The 25,982-nt window shown below is 64.5% G+C and carries 24 protein-coding genes; 11 read left to right on the top strand and 13 right to left on the bottom strand.

Annotated elements, in window-relative coordinates:
• Positions 1-17: 17 nt before the first annotated feature.
• Positions 18-515 carry a hypothetical protein gene (locus tag ACVWW6_RS37245; protein WP_027544089.1) on the bottom strand — a complete coding sequence of 166 codons (498 nt, stop codon included), beginning with the start codon at positions 513-515 and terminating at the stop codon, positions 18-20.
• A gap of 459 nt (positions 516-974) precedes the next feature.
• Here ACVWW6_RS37245 and ACVWW6_RS37240 point away from each other — a divergent pair, with 459 nt between their 5' ends.
• The 6 genes from ACVWW6_RS37240 (at position 975) to ACVWW6_RS37215 (ending at position 7,149) form a co-directional block, all read left to right on the top strand.
• Entirely contained in the window at positions 975-1,208 is a 234-nt protein-coding gene (locus ACVWW6_RS37240) for a hypothetical protein (protein ID WP_028172330.1), read from the top strand.
• Positions 1,209-1,399: 191 nt separating this feature from the next.
• Complete coding sequence (gene hpnC / locus ACVWW6_RS37235) at positions 1,400-2,284, top strand: squalene synthase HpnC (RefSeq protein ID WP_456682504.1); 885 nt, start codon at positions 1,400-1,402, stop codon at positions 2,282-2,284.
• Entirely contained in the window at positions 2,274-3,113 is an 840-nt protein-coding gene (gene hpnD, locus ACVWW6_RS37230) for a presqualene diphosphate synthase HpnD (RefSeq protein ID WP_011085786.1), read from the top strand. The genes hpnC and hpnD overlap by 11 nt, the downstream gene beginning before the upstream one ends.
• Positions 3,113-4,369 carry a hydroxysqualene dehydroxylase HpnE gene (hpnE, locus tag ACVWW6_RS37225; RefSeq protein WP_456682503.1) on the top strand — a complete coding sequence of 419 codons (1,257 nt, stop codon included), beginning with the start codon at positions 3,113-3,115 and terminating at the stop codon, positions 4,367-4,369. The genes hpnD and hpnE overlap by 1 nt, the downstream gene beginning before the upstream one ends.
• Before the next feature lie 51 nt (positions 4,370-4,420).
• Positions 4,421-6,403, top strand: a complete 1,983-nt coding sequence (gene shc / locus ACVWW6_RS37220; RefSeq protein WP_304565872.1) for a squalene--hopene cyclase — start codon at positions 4,421-4,423, stop codon at positions 6,401-6,403.
• On the top strand, positions 6,400-7,149 hold the full coding sequence (locus ACVWW6_RS37215) for a phosphorylase (protein ID WP_028172326.1): 750 nt from the start codon (positions 6,400-6,402) through the stop codon (positions 7,147-7,149). Before shc ends, ACVWW6_RS37215 begins: the two co-directional genes overlap by 4 nt.
• 78 nt (positions 7,150-7,227) lie before the next feature.
• Here ACVWW6_RS37215 and hpnH read toward each other — a convergent pair whose 3' ends face one another.
• Together hpnH and ispH are read right to left on the bottom strand one after the other, a co-directional pair.
• Positions 7,228-8,388, bottom strand: coding sequence for an adenosyl-hopene transferase HpnH (hpnH, locus tag ACVWW6_RS37210; protein ID WP_011085790.1), 1,161 nt, complete (start codon positions 8,386-8,388; stop codon positions 7,228-7,230).
• Positions 8,389-8,423: 35 nt separating this feature from the next.
• The gene (gene ispH, locus ACVWW6_RS37205) at positions 8,424-9,350 is read right to left on the bottom strand and encodes a 4-hydroxy-3-methylbut-2-enyl diphosphate reductase (RefSeq protein WP_011085791.1); all 927 of its coding nucleotides are present in this window, start codon (positions 9,348-9,350) and stop codon (positions 8,424-8,426) included.
• A gap of 451 nt (positions 9,351-9,801) precedes the next feature.
• Here ispH and hpnN point away from each other — a divergent pair, with 451 nt between their 5' ends.
• On the top strand, positions 9,802-12,390 hold the full coding sequence (gene hpnN / locus ACVWW6_RS37200) for a hopanoid transporter HpnN (protein WP_011085792.1): 2,589 nt from the start codon (positions 9,802-9,804) through the stop codon (positions 12,388-12,390).
• On the opposite strand, the gene ACVWW6_RS37195 is transcribed toward hpnN, so the two are convergent.
• Positions 12,358-13,014 carry a DUF2147 domain-containing protein gene (locus ACVWW6_RS37195; RefSeq protein ID WP_271611664.1) on the bottom strand — a complete coding sequence of 219 codons (657 nt, stop codon included), beginning with the start codon at positions 13,012-13,014 and terminating at the stop codon, positions 12,358-12,360. The genes hpnN and ACVWW6_RS37195 overlap by 33 nt on opposite strands.
• Positions 13,015-13,155: 141 nt before the next feature.
• Here ACVWW6_RS37195 and hpnO point away from each other — a divergent pair, with 141 nt between their 5' ends.
• On the top strand, positions 13,156-14,547 hold the full coding sequence (gene hpnO / locus ACVWW6_RS37190; protein ID WP_011085794.1) for an aminobacteriohopanetriol synthase HpnO: 1,392 nt from the start codon (positions 13,156-13,158) through the stop codon (positions 14,545-14,547).
• A 395-nt stretch (positions 14,548-14,942) separates the two neighbouring features.
• Here hpnO and ACVWW6_RS37185 read toward each other — a convergent pair whose 3' ends face one another.
• From ACVWW6_RS37185 to ACVWW6_RS37170, 4 genes are all read right to left on the bottom strand, one after another.
• A complete protein-coding gene (locus ACVWW6_RS37185) occupies positions 14,943-15,710 on the bottom strand; it encodes an anti-sigma factor family protein (RefSeq protein WP_456682502.1) in 768 nt (255 codons plus the stop codon).
• Positions 15,707-16,255 carry a sigma-70 family RNA polymerase sigma factor gene (locus ACVWW6_RS37180; RefSeq protein WP_028172321.1) on the bottom strand — a complete coding sequence of 183 codons (549 nt, stop codon included), beginning with the start codon at positions 16,253-16,255 and terminating at the stop codon, positions 15,707-15,709. The genes ACVWW6_RS37185 and ACVWW6_RS37180 overlap by 4 nt, the downstream gene beginning before the upstream one ends.
• A 127-nt stretch (positions 16,256-16,382) precedes the next feature.
• A complete protein-coding gene (locus ACVWW6_RS37175) occupies positions 16,383-16,718 on the bottom strand; it encodes a cupredoxin domain-containing protein (RefSeq protein WP_011085799.1) in 336 nt (111 codons plus the stop codon).
• Positions 16,719-16,743: 25 nt separating this feature from the next.
• Complete coding sequence (locus tag ACVWW6_RS37170) at positions 16,744-17,688, bottom strand: metallophosphoesterase family protein (RefSeq protein WP_011085800.1); 945 nt, start codon at positions 17,686-17,688, stop codon at positions 16,744-16,746.
• A 179-nt stretch (positions 17,689-17,867) separates the two neighbouring features.
• On the opposite strand from ACVWW6_RS37170, the gene ACVWW6_RS37165 reads away from it, so the two are divergent.
• Both ACVWW6_RS37165 and ACVWW6_RS37160 read left to right on the top strand, forming a co-directional pair.
• Entirely contained in the window at positions 17,868-18,248 is a 381-nt protein-coding gene (locus tag ACVWW6_RS37165) for a helix-turn-helix domain-containing protein (RefSeq protein WP_456682501.1), read from the top strand.
• Positions 18,211-18,735 carry an MmyB family transcriptional regulator gene (locus ACVWW6_RS37160; RefSeq protein WP_456682500.1) on the top strand — a complete coding sequence of 175 codons (525 nt, stop codon included), beginning with the start codon at positions 18,211-18,213 and terminating at the stop codon, positions 18,733-18,735. Before ACVWW6_RS37165 ends, ACVWW6_RS37160 begins: the two co-directional genes overlap by 38 nt.
• Before the next feature lie 22 nt (positions 18,736-18,757).
• On the opposite strand, the gene ACVWW6_RS37155 is transcribed toward ACVWW6_RS37160, so the two are convergent.
• The 3 genes from ACVWW6_RS37155 to ACVWW6_RS37145 all read right to left on the bottom strand — a co-directional run bounded on the left by ACVWW6_RS37155 (position 18,758) and on the right by ACVWW6_RS37145 (position 21,256).
• Positions 18,758-19,081: a putative quinol monooxygenase gene (locus ACVWW6_RS37155; protein ID WP_011085802.1), complete on the bottom strand. Its 324-nt coding sequence runs from the start codon at positions 19,079-19,081 to the stop codon at positions 18,758-18,760.
• 45 nt (positions 19,082-19,126) lie between these two features.
• Complete coding sequence (locus ACVWW6_RS37150) at positions 19,127-19,489, bottom strand: hypothetical protein (RefSeq protein WP_011085803.1); 363 nt, start codon at positions 19,487-19,489, stop codon at positions 19,127-19,129.
• A gap of 147 nt (positions 19,490-19,636) precedes the next feature.
• Positions 19,637-21,256, bottom strand: a complete 1,620-nt coding sequence (locus ACVWW6_RS37145) for a GMC family oxidoreductase (RefSeq protein ID WP_028172319.1) — start codon at positions 21,254-21,256, stop codon at positions 19,637-19,639.
• Positions 21,257-21,430: 174 nt separating this feature from the next.
• Between ACVWW6_RS37145 and ACVWW6_RS37140 the strand changes: the two genes are divergently transcribed.
• A complete protein-coding gene (locus ACVWW6_RS37140; protein WP_011085805.1) occupies positions 21,431-22,603 on the top strand; it encodes a M20 aminoacylase family protein in 1,173 nt (390 codons plus the stop codon).
• 170 nt (positions 22,604-22,773) lie between these two features.
• Here the strand turns inward: ACVWW6_RS37140 and ACVWW6_RS37135 are convergent, their stop codons facing one another.
• Entirely contained in the window at positions 22,774-24,402 is a 1,629-nt protein-coding gene (locus ACVWW6_RS37135; RefSeq protein WP_011085806.1) for an inorganic phosphate transporter, read from the bottom strand.
• A gap of 98 nt (positions 24,403-24,500) precedes the next feature.
• Positions 24,501-25,910, bottom strand: a complete 1,410-nt coding sequence (locus ACVWW6_RS37130; protein ID WP_456682499.1) for a UdgX family uracil-DNA binding protein — start codon at positions 25,908-25,910, stop codon at positions 24,501-24,503.
• Positions 25,911-25,982 lie beyond the last annotated feature (72 nt).

Here is a 25,982-nt window from a genome sequence, read left to right as displayed (position 1 = left end):
TCGACGCGGGAAGGGCGTCAGCCCTTCGTCATCGTGATGTTGACGCCGCGGATCTCGCCCTTGGAGCTGATCTGCACCGTCTGCTTGGTGCCGTTGGTGCGCAGCGACAGGTTGGCGGCGAAGCCGTTGGCCTCGACGAACACCTCGATCTGGCCGCCGCCGGCGGTGCCCTGGAGATTGCCGAAGATGTTGCGGCTGGCCTCGCTCCAGTTGCCGGAGATGCGGTCGCCCTGGCTCGTCACGTCGCTGGTGAGGTCGAACTTGTAGCTGTCGGACGCGCAGTGCAGCGCCTGCTTCAGGTTGAGACCGCTGCCGGCGACCTTGTAGTCGGCCTTGCAGCGGATGCGCTCGGTGGAGCCGTCGGACAGCGACACCGTGCCGGTGCCGGTCCACGCGCCGTCAAAACCGGCAAACGGTCCGGACGACTGTGCGTGGCTTGCCGAAACCGAGAAGAGCAGCGCCGCCCCGATGCCGGCCGCCTTGATTGCCAGTCCAGATCGCCCAAAGAATTTCATCACAAATATCCCGTTTTGGAACGACGTCCGCTCAAGATCGGGACGTCTCGCCACATCGAAGGTTTAGTGCTTCGAGCCCGTGTCAGGTTCAAAGCCTGGCCGCCAGAGATGGCGGTTCATGAGGCCTTGCGCCATGCCCGGCGGCTGCGATTTCCCATGTTTCGGCATGTTTCCGGCCGAAACGGAGGGGTTGAGCGATGCAGCTCTGCAACAGGCGTGCAGCAAAATGCGGGCCGCCTGAATTATGACGTAGTATCAACCTCTTACATCTGCCAATGAAGGCGCAGGGAAGACCTGATTTGGTGGGTGTGGCGCCAATTTGGCCGCATTTGCCAGTGCTTGTGCCTTCTCCGAGGCCGCACGCTCCGCGGCGACTTGCCATCAGAACATTCCGTTCCGGTCGTCCGCCCTGTGCTGTCCGGGATTGGTGCGATTCTGCCGTCAGAATGAAGGAATACAATGCGTAAGCTTCTCGTCGCTCTCACCCTGCTGTCGGCGTCCCTTTCCACGGCGGCATTTGCCCAGCAAGGGCGTGGCACGGACTCCGAGCAGAAGGCCTGCACGCGCGATGTGCAGAAGTTCTGCCGTCCGGTCATCGATCAGGGCGATTTCACCATCCTGGCCTGCCTGAAGGAGAACCGGACCAAGATCTCGCAGGCCTGCGACCAGGTTCTGAAGAACCACAACCAGTAAGCTCGGCCACTGGCCCACAAGGGCGGCCCCGGGGCCGCCTTTTTCAGGCCGGATCCGCAGGGCAGCCTTCGAGAGACAGGATTGGTTTTGCGGCCGTATTCCCCTATATGGGGGCCGCGGCGGCATCGCCGGCACGAGCCCGCGCGAGCGAAAAAGCTCTTCCTGTCCAAACGATTGTAAACCAGCCCTCGATGACCTCTGCGAGCGAATTGCGATCCGGCAAGGGTGACCGCGACGAGAATTTTCCCGTCGCGTCCTGGATCATTCATCCGCGTCATCGCGCGCTGATCCTGTCGTATTACAATTTCGTCCGTACTGCCGACGACATCGCCGACCACGCGACGCTGCCAGGCGACCAGAAGCTCGCCTATCTCGACCTGCTCGAGGCGGAACTGCTCGGCAAGGGCGACACCCAGGCCGAAGCCGTCGTCTTGCGGCGCGCGCTGGCCGAGCGCGGCATGGCGCCGCGCCACGCGCTCGACGTGCTCATCGCCTTCCGCATGGACGTCACCAAGCTGCGCTACGAGAACTGGGACGAGGTGATCCACTATTGCCGTTACTCGGCGATGCCGGTCGGCCGTTTCATGCTCGACGTCCACGGCGAGAGCACCTCGACCTGGGCCGCGTCGGACGCGCTTTGCGCGGCGCTCCAGATCAACAACCACCTCCAGGATTGCGGCAAGGATTTTCGCGAGCTCAACCGCGTCTATCTGCCGCGCGATGCGCTGGCCGCGAGCGGCGCCTCGGTCGAGCAGCTCGGCCTTGCCCAGTCGCCGCCGGCGATGCTGGCCTGCCTGCAGTCGCTCGCCGTGCGCAACGAAGCGCTGCTCGACGAGGGCAGGTCGTTAGCTGCGGAGATCCGGGATTTCCGCCTCGGCATCGACGTCGCGGTGATCCAGGCCTATGCCGACCGCATCGTGCGCCTGCTCAAGGTGCGCGATCCCCTGCGCGAGCGCGTGCATCTCAACAAGTTCGAGCTCCTCACCTTCAGCCTCGCCGGCATGATCGGCGAAGTCGGCCGCCGCGCGATCGGACGCAAGGCCATTTCCAGACCGGGGACTGCACATGACGCTTGAGGCGACCTCGCCCGGCGCCAGTTATGGCTCGACCGCATCCGGCAGCTCGTTCTACGCCGCGATGCGCATCCTGCCGCATGACCAGCGCGAAGCGATGTTCCAGATCTACAGCTTCTGCCGGCAGGTCGACGACATCGCCGATTCCGACGGCCCGCGCGAGGAGCGGCTCGCCGCGCTTCAGGCGTGGCGCACCGACATCGACGCGCTCTATCAGGGCAATCCGCCGCCGCGGCTGAAGGACTACGTCGCCTCGGTGAAGACCTTCGGGCTCAAGCGCGAGGATTTCCTGGCCATCGTCGACGGCATGGAGATGGACGTGCCGCAGGACATCCGCGCGCCCGACATGGCGACGCTCGATCTCTATTGCGATCGGGTCGCCAGCGCCGTGGGGCGGCTGTCGGTGCGGGTGTTCGGCCTGCCCGAAGAGGACGGCATCCAGCTCGCCTATCATCTCGGCCGCGCGCTCCAGCTCACCAACATCCTGCGCGACATCGACGAGGACGCCGGCCTCGGCCGGCTCTATCTGCCGCGCGAAGCGCTGCTGCATGCCGGCATCACCTCCAACGACCCGAACCGCGTCATCGCCGAACGCGCGCTGCCGAAGGTCTGCCTGCCGCTGGCGCAGCGTGCGAAGGTGCATTTCGAGAAGTCGGACGAGATCATGAACCGCAACAAGCGCCGCACCGTGCGTGCGCCGCGGATCATGTCGAAATACTATCATTCCATTCTGGACCTCCTGATCGCGCGCGGCTTCAACGCGCCGCGCGAGCCGGTGCGTGTGTCGAAGGTCACACGCATCCTGATCCTGCTCCGTTACGCTTTCATCTGATGCAAAACACAGCTCACATCATCGGCGCTGGAATTTCCGGCCTCTCCGCCGCCGTGCGGCTCGCCAATGCCGGCTTCAAGGTCGCCGTGCACGAGGCGACGCGCCAGGCCGGCGGCCGCTGCCGTTCTTATTTCGACGGCGCAACCAACCTCACCATCGACAACGGCAATCATCTGCTGCTGTCGGGCAACAGCCATGCGCGCGCCTACGCGCGCTCGATCGGGACCGAGGCGGGCCTGGTCGGCCCTGAAAGCGCGCAGTTTCCCTTCGTCGATATCAAGACCGGGCAGCGCTGGCAGATCGATCTCGGCACCGGCCGGCTGCCGACCTGGGTGCTCGACGAAAGCCGCCGCGTTCCCGACACGGGCCTCACCGACTATCTCAAGCTGGCGCCGCTGATCTGGGCTTCGGAGGAGACGCTGGTCGGCAAGTCCATTCCTTGCGAAGGCGTGCTCTATCAGCGCCTGGTGCAGCCGCTGCTGCTCGCCGCGCTCAACGTCGATCCGCCCGAGGGCTCGGCCGGGCTCGCCGGCGCGATCGTGCGCGAGACGCTGCTTGCCGGCGGACAGGCTTGCCGTCCCTTGATCGCGCGCGACGGCCTTAGCGCCGTGCTGATCGAGCCCGCCGTGAAGTTCTTGCAGGAGCGCGGCCACTCGGTTCAGCTCGGCCATGAGCTGCGCGCGTTCGTGACCAGTGACGGCAAGGCCGGCGCGCTGAATTTCGGCGGCGAGGACGTGATCCAGCTCGCCGACGGCGATGTCGTCGTGATGGCGGTGCCGCCGCGTGCCGCCGCCAGCCTGCTGCCGGGCCTGAAGACGCCGACCGAATTCCGCGCCATCGTGAATGCGCATTTCCGTATTGAGCCGCCGCCGGGCTCGGCGCCGATCCTGGGCGTGATCGGCGGCATCGTGGAATGGCTGTTCGCGTTTCCGAACCGGCTCTCGGTGACCATCAGCAACGGCGACCGTCTCGTCGACATGCCGCGCGAGGAACTCGCGCAGACGATCTGGAACGATGTCTGCGAGGCAGGCGGCGTCTCCGGCGAGCTGCCTCCCTGGCAGATCGTGCGCGAGCGGCGCGCCACCTTTGCCGCCACGCCGGCGCAGAATGCCCTGCGTCCGGGGCCGGTCACCGCGCTGAAAAACCTGTTCCTCGCCGGCGACTGGACTGCTACGGGATTGCCTGCAACCATCGAGGGATCGGTCCGGTCCGGTGATCGCGCCGCCGATCTGGTGCTGGCCGCACAGCGGCCCTGACGGGAATTTGTCCCGGTCAATTCAAATTAACTATCGGAGTAATCGAGCCAGATGGATTCCGTGAACGCGACCGCCCGCGAAGCCAAGGAATCCAAGATCTCGGAATCGGAGATCTTGGAATCGAGCATTGCGTCAGCCACGCAAGGCGTCCTCGGCTTCCAGCAATCCGACGGCCATTGGGTGTTCGAGCTCGAGGCCGACTGCACGATTCCGGCCGAATACGTTCTGTTGCGCCACTATCTCGCCGAGCCGGTCGACACCGTGCTCGAGGCCAAGATCGGCAATTATCTCCGTCGCGTGCAGGGCGCCCATGGCGGCTGGCCGCTCGTGCATGACGGCGAGTTCGACATGAGCGCCAGCGTGAAGGCGTACTTCGCGCTGAAGATGATCGGGGATTCCATCGACGCCCCGCACATGGTGCGTGCGCGCGAGGCGATCCACGCCCGCGGCGGCGCTATTCACAGCAACGTCTTCACGCGCTTCATGCTCGCGATGTTCGGCATCGTGACCTGGCGCGCGGTGCCGGTGCTGCCGATCGAGATCATGCTGCTGCCGTTCTGGTCGCCGTTCCACATCAACAAGATCTCCTACTGGGCGCGCACCACCATGGTGCCGCTGATGGTGATCGCCGCGCTGAAGCCGCGCGCGAAGAATCCGAAGGGCGTCGGCATCGACGAGCTGTTTCTCCAGGATCCGCGCTCGATCGGCATGACCGCGAAGGCGCCGCACCAGAGCATGGCTTGGTTCCTGCTGTTCCGTTCGCTCGATGCGATCTTGCGCGTCATCGAGCCGCTGTTTCCGAAGAGCCTGCGCAAGCGCGCCATCGACACCGCGCTCGCCTTCAGCGAGGAGCGGCTCAACGGCGAGGACGGCATGGGCGCGATCTATCCGCCGATGGCCAACCTCGTCATGATGTACGACGCGCTCGGCAAGGACGAGAACTATCCGCCGCGCGCGGTCACGCGCCGGGGCATCGACAAGCTGCTCGTGATCGGCGACGACGAGGCCTATTGCCAGCCCTGCGTCTCGCCGGTGTGGGATACGACGCTGACCGCCCATGCGCTGCTGGAAGCCGGCGGCGACAAGGCGGTGCCTGCGGCGAAGCAAGGCCTCGACTGGCTGATCCCGAAGCAGGAGCTCGAGGTGAAGGGCGACTGGGCCGTGAAGCGGCCCGACGTCCGCCCGGGCGGCTGGGCGTTCCAGTACAACAATGCCTATTACCCTGATCTCGACGACACCGCGGTCGTGGTGATGTCGATGGACCGGATGCGACGGGAGCACGGTGCAACTGGCTATGATTCCGCGATCGACCGCGGCCGGGAGTGGATCGAGGGGATGCAGAGCGACGACGGCGGCTGGGCCGCCTTCGACGTCAACAATCTCGAATATTACCTGAACAACATCCCGTTCTCGGACCACGGCGCACTGCTAGATCCGCCGACCGAGGACGTCACCGCGCGCTGCGTCTCGATGCTGGCCCAGCTCGGCGAGACCGCCAAGACCAGCAAGCATGTGGCCGACGGGGTCGCCTACCTCCGCAAGACCCAGCACCCGGAAGGGTCCTGGTACGGCCGCTGGGGCATGAACTTCATCTATGGAACCTGGTCGGTGCTCTGCGCCCTGAACATGGCCGGCGTCCGCCACGACGACCCGATGATTCGGAAAGCCGCCGACTGGCTGGCCTCGATCCAGAACAAGGACGGGGGCTGGGGCGAGGACGCCGTCAGCTACCGGCTGGACTACAAGGGCTGGGAAGCCGCCCCCTCGACCGCCTCGCAAACGGCATGGGCCTTGCTTGCCCTGATGGCGGCAGGCGAGGTTGATCACCCGGCCGTCGCCCGCGGGGTGGAGTACCTGATTGCAACACAGAACGAAAAAGGACTGTGGGACGAGCAGCGGTACACCGCCACAGGCTTTCCCCGTGTATTCTATCTACGGTATCATGGTTACTCGAAGTTCTTCCCGCTGTGGGCGCTGGCGCGGTACCGGAACTTGCGGAACACCAACAGCAGGGTGGTAGGGGTCGGAATGTGACTTTGGGGACGGGGGACTATCTTACCGCGGGCAATGCCATTGATCCGCGGCCAATACTCATTGTGACCGGTCTGGTTCAGGAGGCCCGCATCGCGGCTGGCCCCGGAATGGCCGTCATCTGCTCGTCCAGCAGCCCGACCCAGTTGCGGGCGCTCCTGACCGTGGTGGATCCTGAGACGATTCGCGGCGTGATCTCGTTCGGTGTGGCCGGCGGGCTCGACCCGACGCTGCGCTCCGGCGACGTCGTGCTGGCGACCGAGGTGCTGTCAGGCGACACCCGTTGGGCCGCTGGCCTATCGCTCGGCGACGACCTGATCGACCGCCTCACGTCAGGGCGCCGCCGCGTGGTGCGCGGCAGCCTCGCCGGCGCCGAGGAAGTGGTCACCGGGCGGTCCTGCAAGGCGGCGCTGCATTCGGAGACCGGCGCCTCCGCCGTCGACATGGAGAGCCACATCGCGGCCGCCTATGCCGCCGAGGCCGGGTTGCCCTTTGCCGCGGTCCGCGTCATCAGCGACCCCGCCCATCGCGCGCTGCCGGCGCTCGCCCGCGCCGCCATCAAGCCGAACGGCCAGATCGACCTCGCGGCCGTGCTGCGCGGCATCGTGCGCAACCCGACGACGCTGCATGCGCTGGTCTCGACCGGCATCGACTTCAACCGCGCGCTGCGCTCCTTGCGCGGTTGCCGCGACTTCCTGATCGGCACCGAGCTGGTCGACAGCGAGGCGTTGGTCGCCGAGACAGTCTGAGCGTCTCGATCTGACAAAAGAAAAGGCCCGGTCGCGATGGCGACCGGGCCTTTTTCGTTCGTGGTGCTGTTTCTCGCCTTACGCGGCCGTCGAGGCCTTCCGTGCGGCCTTCTCCTGCGCGGCGGCGGCCTCGTCCTTGCGGATCTCGGAGAGCTTCTTCTGGACCTGCTCCGAGAAGATGTACTGCGCCGGGCGCTGCTTGCTCATGTCGATCTCCGGCGCCATCGGGCCAGAGGTCTTGACGCCGCGCAGCGACACCCACATCGCCTTCAGCGGGTTGTTCAGCGCTGCGGTCGCCGCGGTCGGCTCGTAGCCGCAATGGGCCATACAGTCGGCGCACTTCTCGTACTTGCCGGTGCCGTAGGTCTCCCAGTCGGTGGTGTCCATCAGCTCCTTGAAGGTCTTGGCATAGCCTTCACCGAGCAGATAGCAGGGCTTCTGCCAGCCGAAGATGTTGCGCGCGGGCATGCCCCAGGGCGTGCACTCGTATTCCTGGTTGCCGGCGAGGAAGTCGAGGAACAGGCCGGAATGCATGAAGTTCCACTTCTTGCCCTTGCCCATCGCGAAGACGTCCCGGAACAGCTTCTTGGTCTTGGTGCGGTTGAGGAAGTGCTCCTGGTCCGGCGCACGCTCATAGGCGTAGCCCGGCGACATCGAGACGCCGACACCGAGCTCGACGGTGAGGTCGAGGAACTTCGCGATCTCCTCGGCCGGATGGCCGTCGAAGATGGTGGCGTTGACGTTGACCGTGAAGCCGCGCGCCTTGGCCGCCTTGATCGCGGAGACGGCGCGGTCGAACACGCCCTTCTGCGACACCGCCTTGTCGTGATGGTCCTTCAGGCCGTCGAGATGCACGGAGAAGAACAAATACGGGGAGGGCTCGAACAAATCGAGCTTCTTCTCGAGCAGCAGCGCGTTGGTGCAGAGCGAGACGAACTTCTTGCGCGCGACGAGGCCGCGCACAATCTCGCCGATCTCCTTGTGGATCAGCGGCTCGCCGCCGGGAATGGCGACCATCGGCGCACCGCATTCGTCGGCCGCGTCCCAGCACTCCTGCGCCGTCATGCGGCGGTTCAGGATCGCATCCGGATAATCGATCTTGCCGCAGCCGACGCAGGCGAGGTTGCAGCGGAACAGCGGCTCCAGCATCAGCACGAGCGGATAGCGTTTGCGGCCAAGCAGTTTCTGCTTGAGCAAATAGCCGCCGATACGCATTTCCTTGAAGAAGGGGATAGCCATTACACGTTTCTTTCTGGGCTTGAAATTCGGGTGGGTCAGCTCGCAGCCAGTTCGGCCGGAAGCCGGAATTCGATGTTTTCCTCGCGGCCCGGCAGCACCTGGACCTTGACTGGTCCGATCCGCCGCATCGCTTCGATCACGTCATCCACGAGTACCTCGGGCGCCGAGGCGCCGGCCGTGACGCCGACGGTCCTGGCATCTTTCAACCACTCCGGATTGAGCTCGCTGCCGTCGGCAATCAAATAACTCGCGACACCGGCTTCAGTGCCGATTTCGCGGAGCCGGTTCGAGTTCGAGCTATTGGCAGCGCCCACCACCAAGATCACGTCGACCAGCTTGCTCAAGTCCCTTACCGCAGATTGGCGGTTCTGTGTCGCATAGCAGATATCCCGGATATCCGGGCCTTGAATATCTGTAAAGCGGGCCTGAAGGGCCGAAATGATGTCCCTGGTGTCGTCCACCGACAGGGTAGTCTGGGTGATGTAGGCCACTGGCGTATCCGCCGGCAGCGTGAGGGCGTTAACCTCTTCAACGCTTTGAACAAGCAGCACGGGGGCGGGAACCTGGCCCATCGTGCCCTCGACCTCGGGGTGGCCGGCATGGCCGATCAGGATCAGGGTGCGGCCCTTGGTGATATAGCGCTTCCCCTGATTGTGAACTTTCGTGACCAGGGGGCAGGTGGCATTGAGCACCGGAAGGTCGCGCGCGGCGGCCTCTTCCTCGACGCTGCGGGCGACGCCATGGGCGCTGAAAACGGTCACCGCCTTCGGCGGAACCTCGGACAGCTCCTCGACGAAGATGGCGCCCTTGTTCTTCAGGCTCTCGACCACGTATTTGTTGTGCACGATCTCGTGGCGCACGTAGACGGGCGGGCCGAACTTCTCCAGCGCCCGTTCCACGATCTCGATCGCCCGCACCACGCCCGCGCAGAAACCGCGCGGTTGCGCTAGATAAACTTCCATAGGACGCCCATCACGCAAGTTGCACCAATCCGCTTCAAAGTTCCCGGCGGCACCTCGATACTGACCAATGAGTTGCAATATCCGCACCATTGGTTTCGCGCACGCGGTAGCCACCCACCCCCGTCGGGGCTCCGGCGCATGGAGGCGCAATACTTTGTGTCAAAAAATCGGCAGAAAGGAAAGGTCGGATAGACCTTTGGTTCCCCGCCGGGTATTATAGTATGGAAATTGCGATGAGCAAAATGGCGACATTTGTGCTCACCCCTTCGTCACTTTCCCGCCTCAACTCCCCGGCTATACCGACCGCCCCGCATGATTTTGCCACGGTCCGCGCCGTTTACCTCGAACCTTCTTGCGGCGAGAGCCACTTAAAACAGCAATAGGTTTCGCCCGGGAACTCCGATAAACAGCGGGCGTTTTCGGCAAGCTGTTAACAGCAGAAAGAAAAGATGTGCTGCAAAGCGTAGTCGTTGCCATCGTCAGGGCCTGTACCCGGTTTGCCTCCCTCGTCGTCGTTCTCGGGCTCCTGCTTGCGGTGGGGGCCGGCTATTACACGTCCAAGCACTTCGCCATCAACACCGACATCAACTCGCTGATTGCCCAGAATCTGGACTGGCGCCAGCGCGACCAGCAATTCGACCGCGCCTTCGACCGCGACGCGACGATTACGGCAGTGGTCGAGGCAAAGACGCCGGAAATGGCGACCGCGGCATCGGACGCGCTGTTTGCCAAGCTGAAGGACGACAAGACCAACTTCCAGTCGATGCAGCAGCTCGGCACCGGCGAGTTCTTCGAGAAGAACGGCCTCTTGTTCCTGCCGACCGAGGAGGTCGCCAAGGTCACCGGCGAGTTCGAATCGGCGGCGCCCCTGATCGAGATCATGGCGGGCGACCCCTCGATCCGCGGCCTGACCGGCGCGCTGGAGACGGGACTTGCCGGCGTCAAGCGCGGCCAGGTCAAGCTCGACAATACCGCGCGGCCTTTCAACCTGATCGCGCAGACGGTCGAGACCGTGCTCAACAAGGGCAATGCGAGCTTCTCGTGGCGCGAACTCGTCAGCGACGAGCCGCTGTCGGATTCCGACAAGCGCGCCTTCATCGAGTTCAAGCCGATCCTCGACTACAACGCGCTGGAGCCCGGCAAGGGCGCTACCGACGCGATCCGCAAGGCTGCGGCGGATCTGGATTTCGCGACCAAATACCAGGCGCGGGTGCGACTGACCGGCCCGGTGCCGATCGCCAATGAGGAATATGCCACCGTCCAGGAAGGCGCCGTCGTCAACGGCGTCGGCACCGTCCTCGTCGTGCTGCTGATCCTGTGGCTGGCGCTGCACTCGGCGAAGATCATCTTCGCGGTGTTCGTCAATCTCTTCGTCGGCCTTGCCATCACGACCGCCGCCGGCCTGATGATGGTCGGATCGTTCAATTTGCTGTCGATCGCGTTCGCGGTGCTGTTCGTCGGCCTCGGCGTCGATTTCGGCATCCAGTACAGCGTCCGCTACCGCTCGGAGCGCTACAAGCACAACGACCTTTCGGGTGCGCTGGTGCTGGCAGCGAAGCGCTCTGCGGTGCCGCTGTCGCTTGCGGCGATGGCGACCGCGGCAGGCTTCCTTTGCTTCATGCCTACGGACTATCAAGGCATCGCGGAGCTCGGCCAGATCGCCGGCGTCGGCATGCTGGTGGCTTTCCTCTCTTCGATCACCGTTCTGCCGGCAATGCTGAAGCTGCTCAACCCACCCGGCGAGAAGGAGCCCGTGGGCTACGCCTTCCTGGCGCCGCTCGATCACTTCCTGGAGAAGCATCGTGTGCTGGTGGTGGGGGGCACGCTGCTGCTCGCGCTCGCCGGCCTGCCGCTGCTCTATTTCATGAAGTTCGACTTCAACCCGATGAACCTGCGCAACCCGAAGGCCGAATCGATCGCGACCTTCCTCGACCTGCGCAAGGATCCCAACACCGGTGCCAATGCCATCAACGTGATGACGACGTCCGAGGAGCAGGCACGGCAGGTCGAGGCGAAGCTGGAGAAGGTGCCGGAGGTGCTGCGCGTGATGTCGCTCGACAGCTTCGTGCCGCAAGACCAGCAGCCGAAGCTGAAGCTGATCGCACAGGGCGCCAAGGTGCTGAACCCCGCGCTCAATCCCGACCAGATCGATGCCGCGCCGTCGGACAAGGAGAACGTCGATGCGCTGAAATCCTCGGTCGATAATCTGCGCCGGACCGCCGGCGATGCGAAGGGGCCGGGCGCGGTCGCCTCGCGCCGCCTTGCGGACGCGCTTGAGAAGCTCGCCAATGCCGACGAGGCCATGCGCAACAAGGCGCAGGACGTGTTCGTCACGCCGATGAAGATCGTGTTCGACCAGCTCAGGAACGCGATGCAGGCTGAGCCGGTCACCCTGAAGTCATTGCCGCCCGATCTGGTCAGCGCCTGGAAGAGCAAGGACGGCATCATCCGCGTCGAGGCGCTGCCCAAGGGCGATCCCAACGACAACGACACCCTGCGCAGATTTGCGGCGGCGGTGCTCGTTGCCGAGCCGACCGCGATCGGCGGGCCGGTCTCGATCCTGAAATCCGGCGACACCGTGGTGAAGGCGTTCATCCACGCCGGCGTCTACGCGCTGCTGGTGATCGGCCTTCTGCTGTGGATCACGCTCCGCCGGTTCGTGGACGTGCTGATGACGCTGGTGCCGCTCCTGGTTGCCGGCGCGGTCACGCTCGAGATCTGCGTGCTGATCGGCCTGCCGCTCAACTTCGCCAACATCGTCGCGTTCCCGCTGCTGCTCGGCGTCGGCGTCGCCTTCAAGATCTACTATGTCGTGGCCTGGCGCTCGGGCAGAACAAACCTGCTTCAGACCAGCCTGACACGCGCGATCTTCTTCAGCGCGCTGACGACGGCGACGGCATTCGGCAGCCTGTGGCTGTCGAGCCATCCCGGCACGTCCAGCATGGGCAAGCTGCTGGCGCTCTCACTGGTGACGACGCTCGCCGCCGTGCTGCTGTTCCAGCCGGCCCTAATGGGCAAGCCCCGCAATCTCAGGGAGTAGGCAGATGTCGCCGACGGGGTCGGCGGCGCCCTTCTGACCGGGCTTGGCCGTCGTGGCGGTTTTCGGGGCCGGCGCAGGCGCTGTTGCGCCCGTCGTGCCTTGGGGCGCTGTGCCTTGGGGTGGTGCGGTGCCTTGGGCTTTCGGCGCCGCGCCGGTGGGCTTCGGCGCGCCCTTGGCCATGGCGTTGGCGGGGCTCAAGGGGATCGGCGGTCCGACCCGGGTCCAGGTTTCGCCGCCGCAGAGGAAGCCCATCACGCAGCCCTTGATCTCAAGCTGGTCGGTACCGGCCGGAGTGATGGTTGCGCTGTAGAGCTGGCCGTCTTTCGCGTTGTAGACCTGTCCTTCCCACTGATCGACGCCGGGCTTCTTCTTCATGTCGATCAGGGTCGCCATGCCCAGCGTCGGCCTGTTCTGTTTCGAGACATCCGGGTTGTTCTCGTCACGGCCGCCAGGCTGCTTTTCCCAGGAAACCGCGCCCCACATGCTGCCATTGCATTGGGCGACACGGATGTTGGCGACGCCGTCGGCGACCCGCCAGTCGCCGGTGGGGTCGGCGGCGAGAGCAGGAGTCAGGCAGGCGTAACCGCCAGCCAGTATAATTCCGGTGTAAAGGGCCAAACGCATGAGTGTTCCTTGGCAGTGCAACATGGTTTAAAGCTGTGCTTGCGAAGATGGTCCGAAAAAGGGCAAAAGGCCGCACAGACCGTTTTCTGTAACGGTCCGTTTCCAGTTGACGAGACGGCCCTCAACCGAAGTATGTAGCGGATGCACAGCCCAAATCCAGACATGTCTCAACTGTTCGCGGACCGTCAGGCCCAGCGCAGTGCCCTGCATAATCGGTATCTGAACGAGCAGTTCGTTCGGGTTCTCAAGACCATCGGCTACGACGTCGGCTTCCAAAAGGGGCAGGGGCAGTACCTCTACGACCGCGACGGGGCGCGCTATCTCGACCTGTTGTCCGGCTTTGGCGTGTTTGCGATCGGGCGCAATCATCCGGTCATGCGCGACGCGCTCAAGAGCGTGCTCGATGCCGACCTGCCCAACCTCGTCCAGTTCGACGTCTCGACGCTCGCCGGCGTGCTCGCCGAGCGTCTCCTGAAATACGTTCCCTATCTCGACAAGGCGTTCTTCGCCAATTCCGGGGCGGAATGCGTCGAGGCTGCGATCAAGTTCGCACGTGGCGCCACCGGCCGTCCCGGCATCGTCTATTGCGCCCACGGCTATCACGGCCTGACCTATGGCGCGCTGTCGCTGACGGGTGACTCGAACTTCCGCACCGGTTTCGAGCCGCTGCTGCCCGGCTGCACCCCGGTCCCCTTCAACGATCTCGCCGCGCTCGAAAAGGCGCTGGCCTCGCGCGAGGTCGCGGCCTTCGTCGTCGAGCCGATCCAGGGCAAGGGCGTCAACATGCCCACCGACGAGTTCCTGCCCGGTGCGGCAGCACTCTGCAAGAAATACGGCACGCTGTTCGTCGCCGACGAGATTCAGACCGGCATGGGCCGCACCGGCCGCTTCCTCGCGGTCGAGCACTGGAACGTCGAGCCCGACATGGTGCTGCTGTCGAAGTCGCTGTCGGGCGGCCACGTGCCGGTCGGCGCGGTGCTGACGCGCAAGGGCATCTTCGACAAGATCTTCAACCAGATGGATCGCGCGGTGGTGCACGGCTCCACCTTCTCCAAGAACGATCTGGCGATGGCCGCGGGCATCGCCACGCTCGATGTCATGGAGTCCGAGAAGCTGATCGAGTCCGCCGCCAAGCGCGGCGCCGAGCTGCGCCTTGCGCTGACGCGCATGGTGCCCGGCTACGAGCTGATGAAGGAAGTGCGCGGCAAGGGCCTGATGATCGGCGTTGAGTTCGGCCCGCCGAAGTCGCTGCGCCTGCGGGCGTCCTGGAACGTGCTGGAGGCCGCCAACAAGGGCCTGTTCTGCCAGCTCATCACCGTGCCGCTGTTCAAGGATCACAAGATCCTCACCCAGGTCGCCGGCCACGGCAGCCACACCATCAAGCTGCTGCCGCCGCTCACCATCACCGAGGAAGACTGCGGCTGGATCGAGCGCGCCTTCGACGACGTCATCGCCGGCAGCCACAAGGTGCCCGGTGCGATCTGGTCGCTCGGCAAGACGCTGGTGGACAACGCGGTGCGAAGGTCGGCGTAGGCACCGTCCGCGTTATCGATATAGTTTGCGGGAGCGCTTGGCCTCGCGCAATGCGGGCAAGGGTAGAGATCTCGTTCTATGCGATCGATGATTGCGCTTGTCTCGGTTCTCTTATTTCTGACGTTCGCGATATCCGTCTCTTTCGCTTGGCTCAGCTATGATAGTTACAAGCGATCGGTGCCTAAACCCCGCATAGTCGGACCTCTCACTGCCATACGTGCGTCCATGCGTACAGTGCACCTTCCTTACGAGCCTGCTCTGTCCGAGGCCTGCTTGATGTACCTTAAGCGCTTCAGGATCGCGGCCATGGTTGCGGCCATGGCGTCGATCCTGATGGTGGCATTTGTCGTGGCAGTGCGAGCGCTTGATCTCCAGCGTCACCTTGACTGAAGAAGCTACCCCTCCACATTCGTCTTCATCGCCGCCCCGAACTTGTCGACGAACTCGGCGAGCTCGTCGGCGCCGAGATCGCTGACCGCCCAGAAATTCAGGCCGCGATCGCCCCAGCGGCGGCAGTTGAAGCCCTGCATGGTCTGGGTCTTCGGCGGCCGGTGTTCGGTGCTCGAGGTCTGCGACACGAACAGGTTGATCAAATGCTGCCGGCGCCGGTAGACGACGGCGCCGATGGCGCGGGCGTCGATATAGTCGAGCCGGCCGCCGACCAGCGTAAAACCCTGCGCGGTGAGGTCGATCACGGGCGGGGCGACGTCGAGCTTGCCGTTGAACCAGGGTTTGACGGTGTGCTGGTCGGTCGAGATCACGTCGGTGAGATGGCCGGCCTGAAGCGAGCGCAGATGGGCGGAGACGACCTCCGACAGGATGCGCTGCTGGTCGTCCTGGCGCAGCACCACGGCGACGACGCCGGAGGCGGCGAGCGCGGAGACCGCCGAGCCCATCGCAAAGCCGCGCAACACGGAGCGGCGGGTCGGTTGCAGGCGCTGCGGCTGAGGCATCGAGGCCTCGATGCGGGCGCGCAAGCTCGCCGGTGCGGTGTAGCGCAAATCGGTGTCGGCGAGCACGCGCTGCATCTCGCGTTGTGCCGCAAGCTCCGCGGCGCAGGCCGGGCAGCTGGCGATATGGGCTTCGACTTCGCGCGCGTGGCCGGCATCGAGCTCGTTGTCGATCAGCGCGTGAAGCAGGATTCTTGCCTCGTCGCAGGTCATCTTGGATGCTCCTCTTCCGCCGTCCAGGCCGCGCGCAGCATGGCGCGGGCGCGGGCGAGGCGGGACATCACGGTGCCGACGGGGGCGCCGACGGCCTCGGCGATTTCACGATAGGACAGGTTGTTGATCTCGCGCAGCACGAAGGTTTCCTTGAACGGCTCGGCGAGCGTGTCGATCAGCTTGCGGATGGCGCCGGCATCGCGGCTGCGCAGCACTTCGGTTTCCGGGCTTGCCCCGGTCTCCTGCCAGATCGGCGTCTGCTCGGCGGCGCCGGGCGTATCCTCGATCGCGCTGGGCCTGTGCGCGCGACGCGCATATTCTGCGTTGCAGACGTTGCGCAGGATCGCGAACAGCCAGGGCTTCATCGCCGGCCCGCGATAGCTGTCGAAGTGCTTCAGCGCGCGCAGATAGCACTCCTGCACCGCGTCCTCGGCATCGGAGGCGTCGCGCAGCAGATAGCGCGCGAGCGTGTAGACGTCGTCGAGATAGGGCAGCGCCGCTTCGCGGAAGCGCTGCGCCTTCTGCAGATCGTCGGTGGCGGGCATCGCTCCTCGCTTTGCCTCTTGTTCTGCCTGTGGCTTCGTTCCGTCCCTGTGTGTGACGGAACGCACACGAGCCCGGCCGGCGTGGGACCACCGGCCGGGCAAGACGTTGATGCCTTGGTTGGAGACGTTACTCAACCTTGATCATCCCCGTCATGTGCGGGTGCAACGAACAAAAATATTTGTAGTCGCCCGCATTGGTGAAGGTGAACGAGAACTTGTCGTCGGTGTCCAGGGTCTTGGACCTGAACTTGCCGGCCGAGACGATCGTGTGCGGGATGTCGTCCCGGTTGGTCCAGGTCACGGTGGCGCCGACCTTGATCTTGAGCTCGGCCGGCTGGAAAACGAAATTGTCGATGTGCACGTCCATGTCGTCGGCCCGGGCGGTCGTTGCGGGCAGCAGGACGGCCGCGGCCAGAGCGAGACCGAGGTCGACGCCGAAGTCGCGGCGATTGAGTGTCTTCATTGTCAGCTTCCATTCAACCTTGGATTCAGCCCTGGAGCGGCGTGTCGATGATCGCGAGCCGCTGCTCGTTCTGCTTGAAGTTGATGCTGGCGACGCCGAGCATCGAGCGCAGCCTTGCGTCCTCGACCTTCATCGGTCCGGGCGAAGGAGCTGCCCCCGGCGCCGGCTGCGGGAAGGCGGTCGAGCGCGCGGTGTGGAAGGTGACGTTGCCCTCGACCTTCTGCATCACCTGGTGGATGTGGCCGTTCAGCACGGTGACCGAGCCGAAACCCTTGACGTATTCGAGCGCGCGGCCGCCATCCTCGGTGCCCCAGCCCCATTCCGGATAGACGGTCCAGAGCGGGATGTGGGCGAACAGCACGACCGGCGTCGATTTCGACTTGCCTCGGAGATCGTCCTCCAGCCAGGCAAGCTGCTCGGCGCCGAGATTGCCGAGGCCGCCGGCCTTGAGGTCGACGACGTTGACGAGGCCGACGAAGTGCACGCCGCCGGCATCGAAGGAGTACCAGCCGTGCCCCTTGGTGCCGCGGCCGTAGCGCTCGCGATAGAGCTTCACCTCCTCGTCGATGAAGTCATGCTCGCCCGGGACGTAGTGCACGTCGAGCTTGGTCTGCGAGATGATGCGTTCGGCATTGTCGAACTCGGCGGCTTTCGACAGATGGGTGATGTCGCCGGTGTGGATCATGAACGACGGCTTGGCCGGCATCGCGTTGATCTTGTTGATGGCTTCCTCCAGCGTGCCGAGCGCGTTGGGATTGGCCGGCTTGTCGAAGCCGACATGGCTGTCGCTGATCTGGAGGAAGGTCATGCCGGGCGCGGCCGCGGTGGCGGCTTGCGCGGAATCGATGATGCCGAGCGAGCGCGGCACGCCGCCCGTGATGGTCCAGAGCACCCCGGTGCCGGCCCAGGTCATGCATTCCAGCACCTTGCGGCGGTTGACGCCGTCATCCCCGTGATCGTGTCCGCTCATCGCAACGTCTCCACTTCGCCCGGAATTGGGCTTCGGGGAGGTGATTGGGGGAGGGCGGGGTTTATTCCCGGATGGGATGACGATTTCGTGAAGTCGGAAGGTGCCGCGACTTGGAAAGCCTGGAAATCTTGACCTCGGATGTCATTTTCTATGGCTGGGCTCAAAGCTAGGCTGGCCCCATGACAGCACACCAGCTTCCTTTCGGGATCCTCTTGAGGCGTTGGCGCGAGCGGCGACGCCTCACGCAGACCGATCTGGCTCTCGCGGCCAATAGCTCAACCCGGCATTTGTCATGCCTCGAAACCGGGAAAGCGCAACCAGGCCGGGCCATCATCAACCGTCTGACAGACCTTCTCGATGTTCCGCTTCGGGATCGCAACAGATTGCTGCTCGCGGCGGGGTTTGCGCCAGCGTACGAGGAGACGTCGATCGACGGCCTCGAAGCAGCGAGGGCGGCGATGGATCGCATTCTCCAGGCACACAAGCCCTTTCCCCGCCTTCGCAGTGGATCGGCGTTGGAACGTGGTGCTTTCAAATGGCGCGCTTCCCCAGCTCTATGAAGGATGTTCGGAAGCACTCCTAGAGCCACCCATCAACGCGATGCGTCTCATGCTGCATCCGGCAGGCATGGGACCGCGAATCCTGAACCTCGCGGCATGGCGCGCCTATTGCTTGAGCGTGCTGCGTCAGCAGATCGAGGCCGGCGCCGATCCCTGGCTGCAAAATCTGCTCGCAGAGGTCGCAGCGTATCCCGCCCCGTCAGACTCGACCACCAGCATGGGCTTCGAGCAGTCCGAGCGGCTAGCCACCCCGCTGCGTATCACGACGCGCCTCGGCACCATGTCCTTTTTGAATACCGTGACCGTCTTCGGCACCGCCACTGACATCACCTTGGCCGAACTCGCCCTCGAAATGCTGTTTCCGGCAGACAACCGTACGATCGAGCTTGCAAACCTGATGCAGTCGGAGCTTGTCGATCAGGCATCGCCGGTCGCTGTCGAGAGGGGACGGGCAGGCGCCAGAGAGCACGTGCTCATGCGCAGATAGCGCCGCCCGATTCTCCACGAGGTCATCTGGTCTTCGGGGAGCGCTTCGGATCCGCCCTGATTGGTTCCCACACGCCGATTTTGCGCTCACTCGCCAGTATTCTCGGGAGAGCATCATGCCACGCGTGCCGGTAGGGACGGTTCAGTTGCACGTTGACGACATCATCGTGGTTGTCCCACGTCTCGTAGAGCATGAAGTGGTTTTCGGACGTCGGATCCTGGTGCAGGACCGCCTCACAATATGTCGTCTCGACCTTCATCGCGTCCAGGACTTCACAGAGGCGCTCCAGAAATTCCTCCCGCTTGCCGGGGACAACTTGAAACTCGATGGCATATGAAACGGGCATGAATCACTCCGCCTTCGTGTCGTCGGACATTGCGATGCGGGCCTGTCAGGCCGGATAGAACTGGTAGTCCTGGACTATCTTTCCAGCATCCGAGACGACAACGAATTCCAGGCCTTTGCCCAGCACGGTATCCGCGTTGGCTGGCAACATCTCCCAATAGAATGCCACCACGTTGCCTTCCCGGCGAGCGCCGGGCACTGCGCGAAAGCGATTTCCCGCATCGCGCACGAATTCGTTGTGCGATTCAATGATGCGCAGCTCGAGCGCATCATGCCCAACGACCTTGCGCGACTCGACATAGTGCTCACCTTGCGGAATCCATAATTCCGCGACTTGTCGCTTCCGCTTTTCAGAGTCCCGCTCGTTCCACACAGCCACATATCGATCGGCAAGCTCGTTCAAATTCATTTTCTGCTTCCTCGTCTTGCGTCACCCGCTGAGAGCGCAGACGCCTGTCCGCGCTGCGCCTGGCCCTCATACCTGCAGGCCGACGGGCGGTCGATGACGTGGGAAGTCAAAAACGAAATCATCCGACCTAAGGACTGGAAGTTTGACTTACTTCGCATCCTCCAAAATCATCGTCGCACCTTTCTCGGCGATCATTGCGGTCGGCGTGTTGGTATTGCCCGACGTGATCGTCGGCATGATCGAGGCATCGACGATGCGAAGGCCGCTGAGGCCGTAGAAGCGGAGGCGTTCGTCGACCACCGCCATCGGATCGTTCGCCGCGCCCATCTTCGCCGTGCCGACCGGATGGAAGATGGTGGTGCCGATATCGCCCGCGGCTTTGGCGAGCGAGGCATCGTCGTCGCCGACGGAAGGGCCGGGCAGATATTCGCTCGGGTGATATTTTGCCAGCGCCTTCTGCTGCATCAGGCGGCGGGTGGTGCGGATGGCGTCGGCGCCGACCTGGCGGTCGTCGTCGGTCGACAGGTAGTTCGGCGCGATGATCGGCTTCTCGTCCGGGCTCGCCGAGCGCAGCCGCACGGTGCCGCGCGAGGTTGGCTGCAAGTTGCAGGCGCTCACGGTGATGGCGGGGAAGCGGTGCAGGGGATCGCCGAACTTGTCGAGCGACAGCGGCTGTACGTGGAACTGGATGTTGGCGCGTGCGCGCGTCGCATCGGAACGCGTGAAGATGCCGAGTTGCGACGGCGCCATCGTCAGCGGTCCGCGGCGGCGGAAGGCGTAGTCGAGCCCCATCAGGCCGCGGCGGAACAGGTTGTAATAGGTCTCGTTCAGCGTGCGCACACCCTCGACCTTGTAGATCGCGCGCTGCTGGAGATGGTCCTGCAGATTGCGGCCGACACCGGGCTTGTCCATCATCACGTCGATGCCGAGCGGCGACAGCCAGTCGGCAGGCCCGATGCCGGAGCGATGCAGCACCTGCACCGAGCCGATCGCGCCGGCCGACAGGATCACCTCGCGCTTCGCGCGCGCTTCGATGATCTCGCCGTTCTGGACGAAACGCACGCCGACGGCGCGGCCCTGCTCGATGATGAGACGGTCGACCAGCACGTGCTTCTCGAGCCGCAGGTTGGGCCGGTTCAGCGCGGGCTTGAGGAAGCCGCGCGCCGAGGACCAGCGCCGGCCGCGCTTCTGGTTGACGTGGAAATAACTGGTGCCTTCGTTGTCGCCGGTGTTGAAATCCGGGATGCGCTTGATGCCCATTTCTTCTGCGGCATCGCCGACGGCATCGAGAACCTCCCACGACAGCCGCGGCGCCTCGATGCGCCAGCCCCCGCCGACGCCGTGATGCTCGCTCGCGCCCAGGAAGTGATCCTCGATCCGCTTGAACAGCGGCAGCACGTCGTCATAGCCCCAGCCGGTCATGCCGAGCTGGCGCCAATGGTCGTAATCGGCGGCCTGTCCGCGCATCGAGATCATGGCGTTGATCGCCGAGCAGCCGCCGATCACCTTGCCGCGGGGATAGGCCAGCGCGCGGCCGTTCAGGCCCGGCTCGGCCTCGGTCTTGAACATCCAGTCCGAGCGCGGATTGCCGATCGCGAAGAGGTAGCCGACCGGAATGTGGAACCAGATCCAGTTGTCGTCGCCGCCGGCTTCGAGAATGAGGACGCGATTTTTCGGATCGGCCGATAGGCGGTTGGCGAGAATGCATCCTGCCGTGCCTGCCCCGACGACAATGTAGTCAAACTCACCTTCGAGCCGCCTTGGCATTCTGCTTCCACCCGGATGGTCACTTGATGTTCCGTCCTAATAGGCAGACGCAGCGGTTTGGGACAAGTCCGGCCATGACGAGAGGGCAGGGCTCCCCCCGATCCGCGGCGGTTAGGTGGACTGCGGCTTGCATGGTAGACAGTCCTGTATTCCCAACAAAGCTTGAGACCATCCATGCCCATCGTGAACCGCGTCGCCGACCTTCAACCCGATATTCAGGCCTGGCGCCGGGACATCCACCAGCATCCCGAATTGCTGTATGACGTTCACCGCACCGCAGCATTCGTCGCGGACCGCCTGCGTGAATTCGGCTGCGATGAGGTTGTGACCGGCCTCGGCCAGACCGGCGTGGTCGGCGTGATCAAGGGCAACAAGCCAGCCGGCGAAGGGCTCAAGACCATCGGCCTGCGCGCCGACATGGACGCGCTGCCGGTCGAGGAGCAGACCAACCTGCCTTACGCCTCGAAGAATCCGGGCAAGATGCACGCCTGCGGCCATGACGGCCACACCGCGATGCTGCTTGGGGCAGCCCGCTACCTCGCCGAGACCCGCAATTTTGCCGGCGATGCTGTCGTGATCTTCCAGCCGGCCGAGGAGGGCGGTGCCGGCGGCGCGGCCATGGTCAAGGACGGGCTGATGGAGCGCTTCGGCATCGAGCAGGTCTACGGCATGCATAACGGCCCGGGCATCCCGATCGGCTCGTTCGCGATCCGGCCGGGCCCGATCATGGCGGCGACCGACGAGGTCGATATCATGATCGAGGGCCTCGGCGGCCATGCCGCGCGTCCGCACAAATGCATCGATTCCGTGCTGGTCGGCGCGCAGGTGATCACCGCGTTGCAGTCGATCGTGGCGCGCAGCGTCGATCCGCTGGAATCGGCGGTGATCTCGATCTGCGAATTCCACGCCGGCAACGCCCGCAACGTCATTCCGCAGACCGCGACGCTGAGGGGCACCATCCGCACGCTGTCGCCGGACGTGCGCAAGCTGGTCGAGAAGCGCGTGCACGAAGTGGTGGCGGGCGTGGCGCAGATCACCGGCGCGAAGATCGACCTGCACTACAAGCGCAACTATCCCGTCGTGAACAACCACGCCGCGGAGACCGAGGTGGCGCGGCGTATCGCAAGGCAGGTCGCGGGCGAAGCCAATGTGCACGAGATGCCGCCGCTGATGGGCGGTGAGGATTTTGCCTATATGCTGGAAGCGCGCCCCGGCGCCTTCATCTTCTGCGGCAACGGCGACAGCGCCGGCCTGCATCACCCCGCCTATAATTTCAACGACGAGGCGATCGTGTTCGGCACGTCCTACTGGGTCAAGCTGGTCGAGGAGTCGCTCGCAGCGTCGTAGGCGCGGCGTCATTCACCTCGCCCGCTTGCGGGGCGAGGTCGGATTTTTCGCGAAGCGTAAAATCCGGGTGAGGGGGACTCTCCGCGAGTCCGTCTCTCACCGTGATCGCGGAGGCAGCCCCTCACCCCAACCCTCTCCCGTAAGAACGGGGAGAGGGAGAGGAGAGGTCTTCAGAAGATTCGCGAGAAGATCACGTAGAGCGTGGCCGACAGCATGATCGCGCAGGGCAGCGTCAGCACCCAGGCCATCAGCAGGTTGCGGATGGTCGCCATCTGCAGGCCCGAGCCGTTCGCGGCCATGGTGCCGGCGACGCCGGACGACAGCACGTGGGTGGTCGAGACCGGCAGGCCGAACACGTCGGCGGCACCGATCGTGGCGGCGGCGACGAGCTCGGCGGAGGCGCCCTGTGCGTAGGTGAGATGGGTCTTGCCGATCTTCTCACCGACCGTGACGACGATGCGCTTCCAGCCGATCATGGTGCCGAGGCCGAGCGCGATGGCGACCGCGATCTTCACCCAGTTCGGGATGAACTTCGTGGCGGCGTCGAGCGAGCCCTTGTAGGCGTTCAGGGTCGCGACCTCGTCCTTGTTGAGATCGTTCTCCTTGTCCTTCATCAGGAAGCGGATCGCTTCCGAGGTCAGATACATGTCGTTGCGGGTGTTGCCGACGGCTTCCGCTGGCACCTTGTTCAGCGTGCCGTATTTGGCGACCTGGTCGCCGACATCCTTCACCAGCACGGCGAGCGAGGGATAGGTGCCCTCGTTGATCTGATGCAGTGCGATGTACTGCGTCACCGCCGGACGGGGATCGCCGATGATGCTGTGCCCGGCGCCCTTGGCCGAGATCACCCTGGCGGCGGCCTCCGAGGTCTTCTGGAACTGGGCGACCTGGGATTCCGGCAGAGCGCGGTTGAGCGCGTAAGCGGTTGGAACGGTGCCGATCAGGATCAGCATGATCAGGCCCATGCCCTTCTGGCCGTCGTTCGAGCCGTGCGCGAAGCTGACGCCGGTGCAGGTCAGGATCAGGAGGCCGCGGATCCAGAGCGGCGGAGCCTTGTTGCCTTCGGGCGCGGCGTACAGAGCCGGGTTGCGCACGATGAACTTGAGCACCAGCAGCAGCACGGCGGCGCAGGCGAAGCCGACCAGCGGCGACAGCAGCAGCGCGTAGCCGATCTCGGTAGCCTTGCTCCAGTCCACGCCCGAGGTGCCGTCGCGGCCGCGCATCACGGCGTTGGCGATGCCGACGCCGATGATGGAGCCGATCAGCGTGTGCGAGGACGAGGCGGGCAGGCCGAAATACCAGGTGCCGAGATTCCACAGGATCGCGGCGATCAGCAGCGCGAACACCATTGCGAAGCCGGCGCTGGAGCCGACCTGGAGGATCAGCTCGACCGGCAGCAGCGAGACGATGCCGAAGGCGACCGCGCCAGAGGACAGCAGCACGCCGAGGAAGTTGAAGAAGCCCGACCACATCACGGCGACTTCGGCCGGGAGCGAATGGGTGTAGATCACGGTCGCCACCGCATTGGCGGTGTCGTGGAAGCCGTTGACGAACTCGAAGCCGAGCGCGATCAGCAGCGCAACGAACAAGAGGATGTAGGGCAAGAAGGTCGTGACCCGCGTGCCGGTCGCGTTGACGTCGGCATAGATGCTGTAGGCGACGAACAGCAGACCCGCGGCGAGGATGCCGAAGAACAGGATCATCGTCAGCGGATTGAAGCCCTTGTCGAGATTGGGCCGCGAGGCCGGCTGGATCGGCGCGGGATCGGCTACCGCGCGGTCGAATGCTACATCGGTCATGTCAGGACGCCCCTTAACTTTCAGGTAAGGGTATTGTCCGCGATGGATTTGAAGGCTGGATGACAAGCGGTGGTTGAAAGGCGTTTTCCCGCCCGTATTTAGGCGGCGCGCGCGGATTTCCTCTGCAGGCTGGCGGCGATCTTCAGGTCTTCGACAAAGCGCTGATATTCCAGCACTTTGGCTTCCGGGTCGGGCAGTCGCAGCAGATAGGACGGGTGCACCGTCACCAGCGCCTTGCGGCCGTCGGGAAGGTCGATGAGCCGGCCGCGGGTCTTGCCGACAGGGGTGATCTTGCCGAATACGCTTTGCGCGGCGGTGGCGCCCATCGCGACGATGAGCTCGGGCTGGATTGCCGCAACTTCCCGCTCATACCATGGCCGGCACGCTTTGATTTCCGGTGTTGCCGGCTTCTGGTGCAGGCGGATCTTTCCGCGCGGCACGAATTTGAAGTGCTTCACCGCATTGGTGACATAGACCTTCTTGCGGTCGACGCCGGCTTCCTCCAGCGCGCGGTCGAGCATCTGCCCGGCCGGTCCGACGAAGGGATGGCCGGCGAGGTCTTCCTTGTCGCCGGGCTGCTCGCCGACCAACATGATGGTTGCGTCTTTCGGCCCCTCGCCGAACACGGTTTGCGTCGCGTCCTTGTAGAGCGGGCAGGCACGGCAATGCGCGGCCTCCTCGCGGAGCGCTTCGAGATCGTTGGCGGCGGCTTTGTGTCCCATGATGGCTTCCGGACGTGGGGAGATCCGTCCGCCGGTCCAGCGTTCGGCATCGGCGAGCAGGGGTCCAAGTATCGATCCAAGTACCGATGCGTCCTGGAGGTTCCTCCGGCGCTTCACCGGCGCGTCGGTCGTGGTCAGCCGGCCGGGCTGGAAATGGCGCCGCCAGGTTTCCTCCAGGCGGCCTGGGGCCGGCCACTCCGTCCGGCTGATGCCAGGCGTGAAGGAGATCGCGTGACCGTTCCAATGGGCACAAACGTCAGGCGTGAGGATCGACCAGGGCATGTCGGCAAAACGACGCGCAAAGAACGGCGCGGCGAATGCGACGATGTGATGCTCCGGCTCGAACCAGGCGGCGTAATGCGCCTTCTGCTCGCGCCCGATCTCGCGGAAGCGGACGAGATCGCGCATCCGCTGTGCATCGTGCTGCACGCTGCCAGCCATCGCGGTTGCCTGCGCCACGTCGGGATCGCTCATCGTTACGAGCAGGTCGTGATCGGCCTTCAATCGACAGAGCAGGCGATAGAGCAGCGCAAAACGCTCGCCCTCGCGATGCAGGATCGCGATGCGGGCAAGCTCGATGAAATTGGCCGGCACGGTGAACGTGCTCTCGGTCTCGATCGGCGGAAGGCTTGGCGCTTCGGACAGGCCGGGCGGCATCTGGTCTTTCGTCTGGCCTTGCACGTGCCACACCACGTCCGCCGGGGCGACGTGGTGCAGCGCGAATGCGCGTGCGGCTTTACGCCAGCCGTCGAAATCGGTCTCGCTGTCCAGGGTGACGAGGTACATGGCACTCGAATCCTCTTGATTCCGCTCATGAATCCATGGGCGCGCCAATTCGATTGACTCCAGGGGCGCCGT

The organism is Bradyrhizobium sp. USDA 3311 (assembly GCF_054062495.1).
Note: the sequence above shows the minus strand (reverse complement) of the source record. Positions and strands in the feature narration are given on the sequence as shown.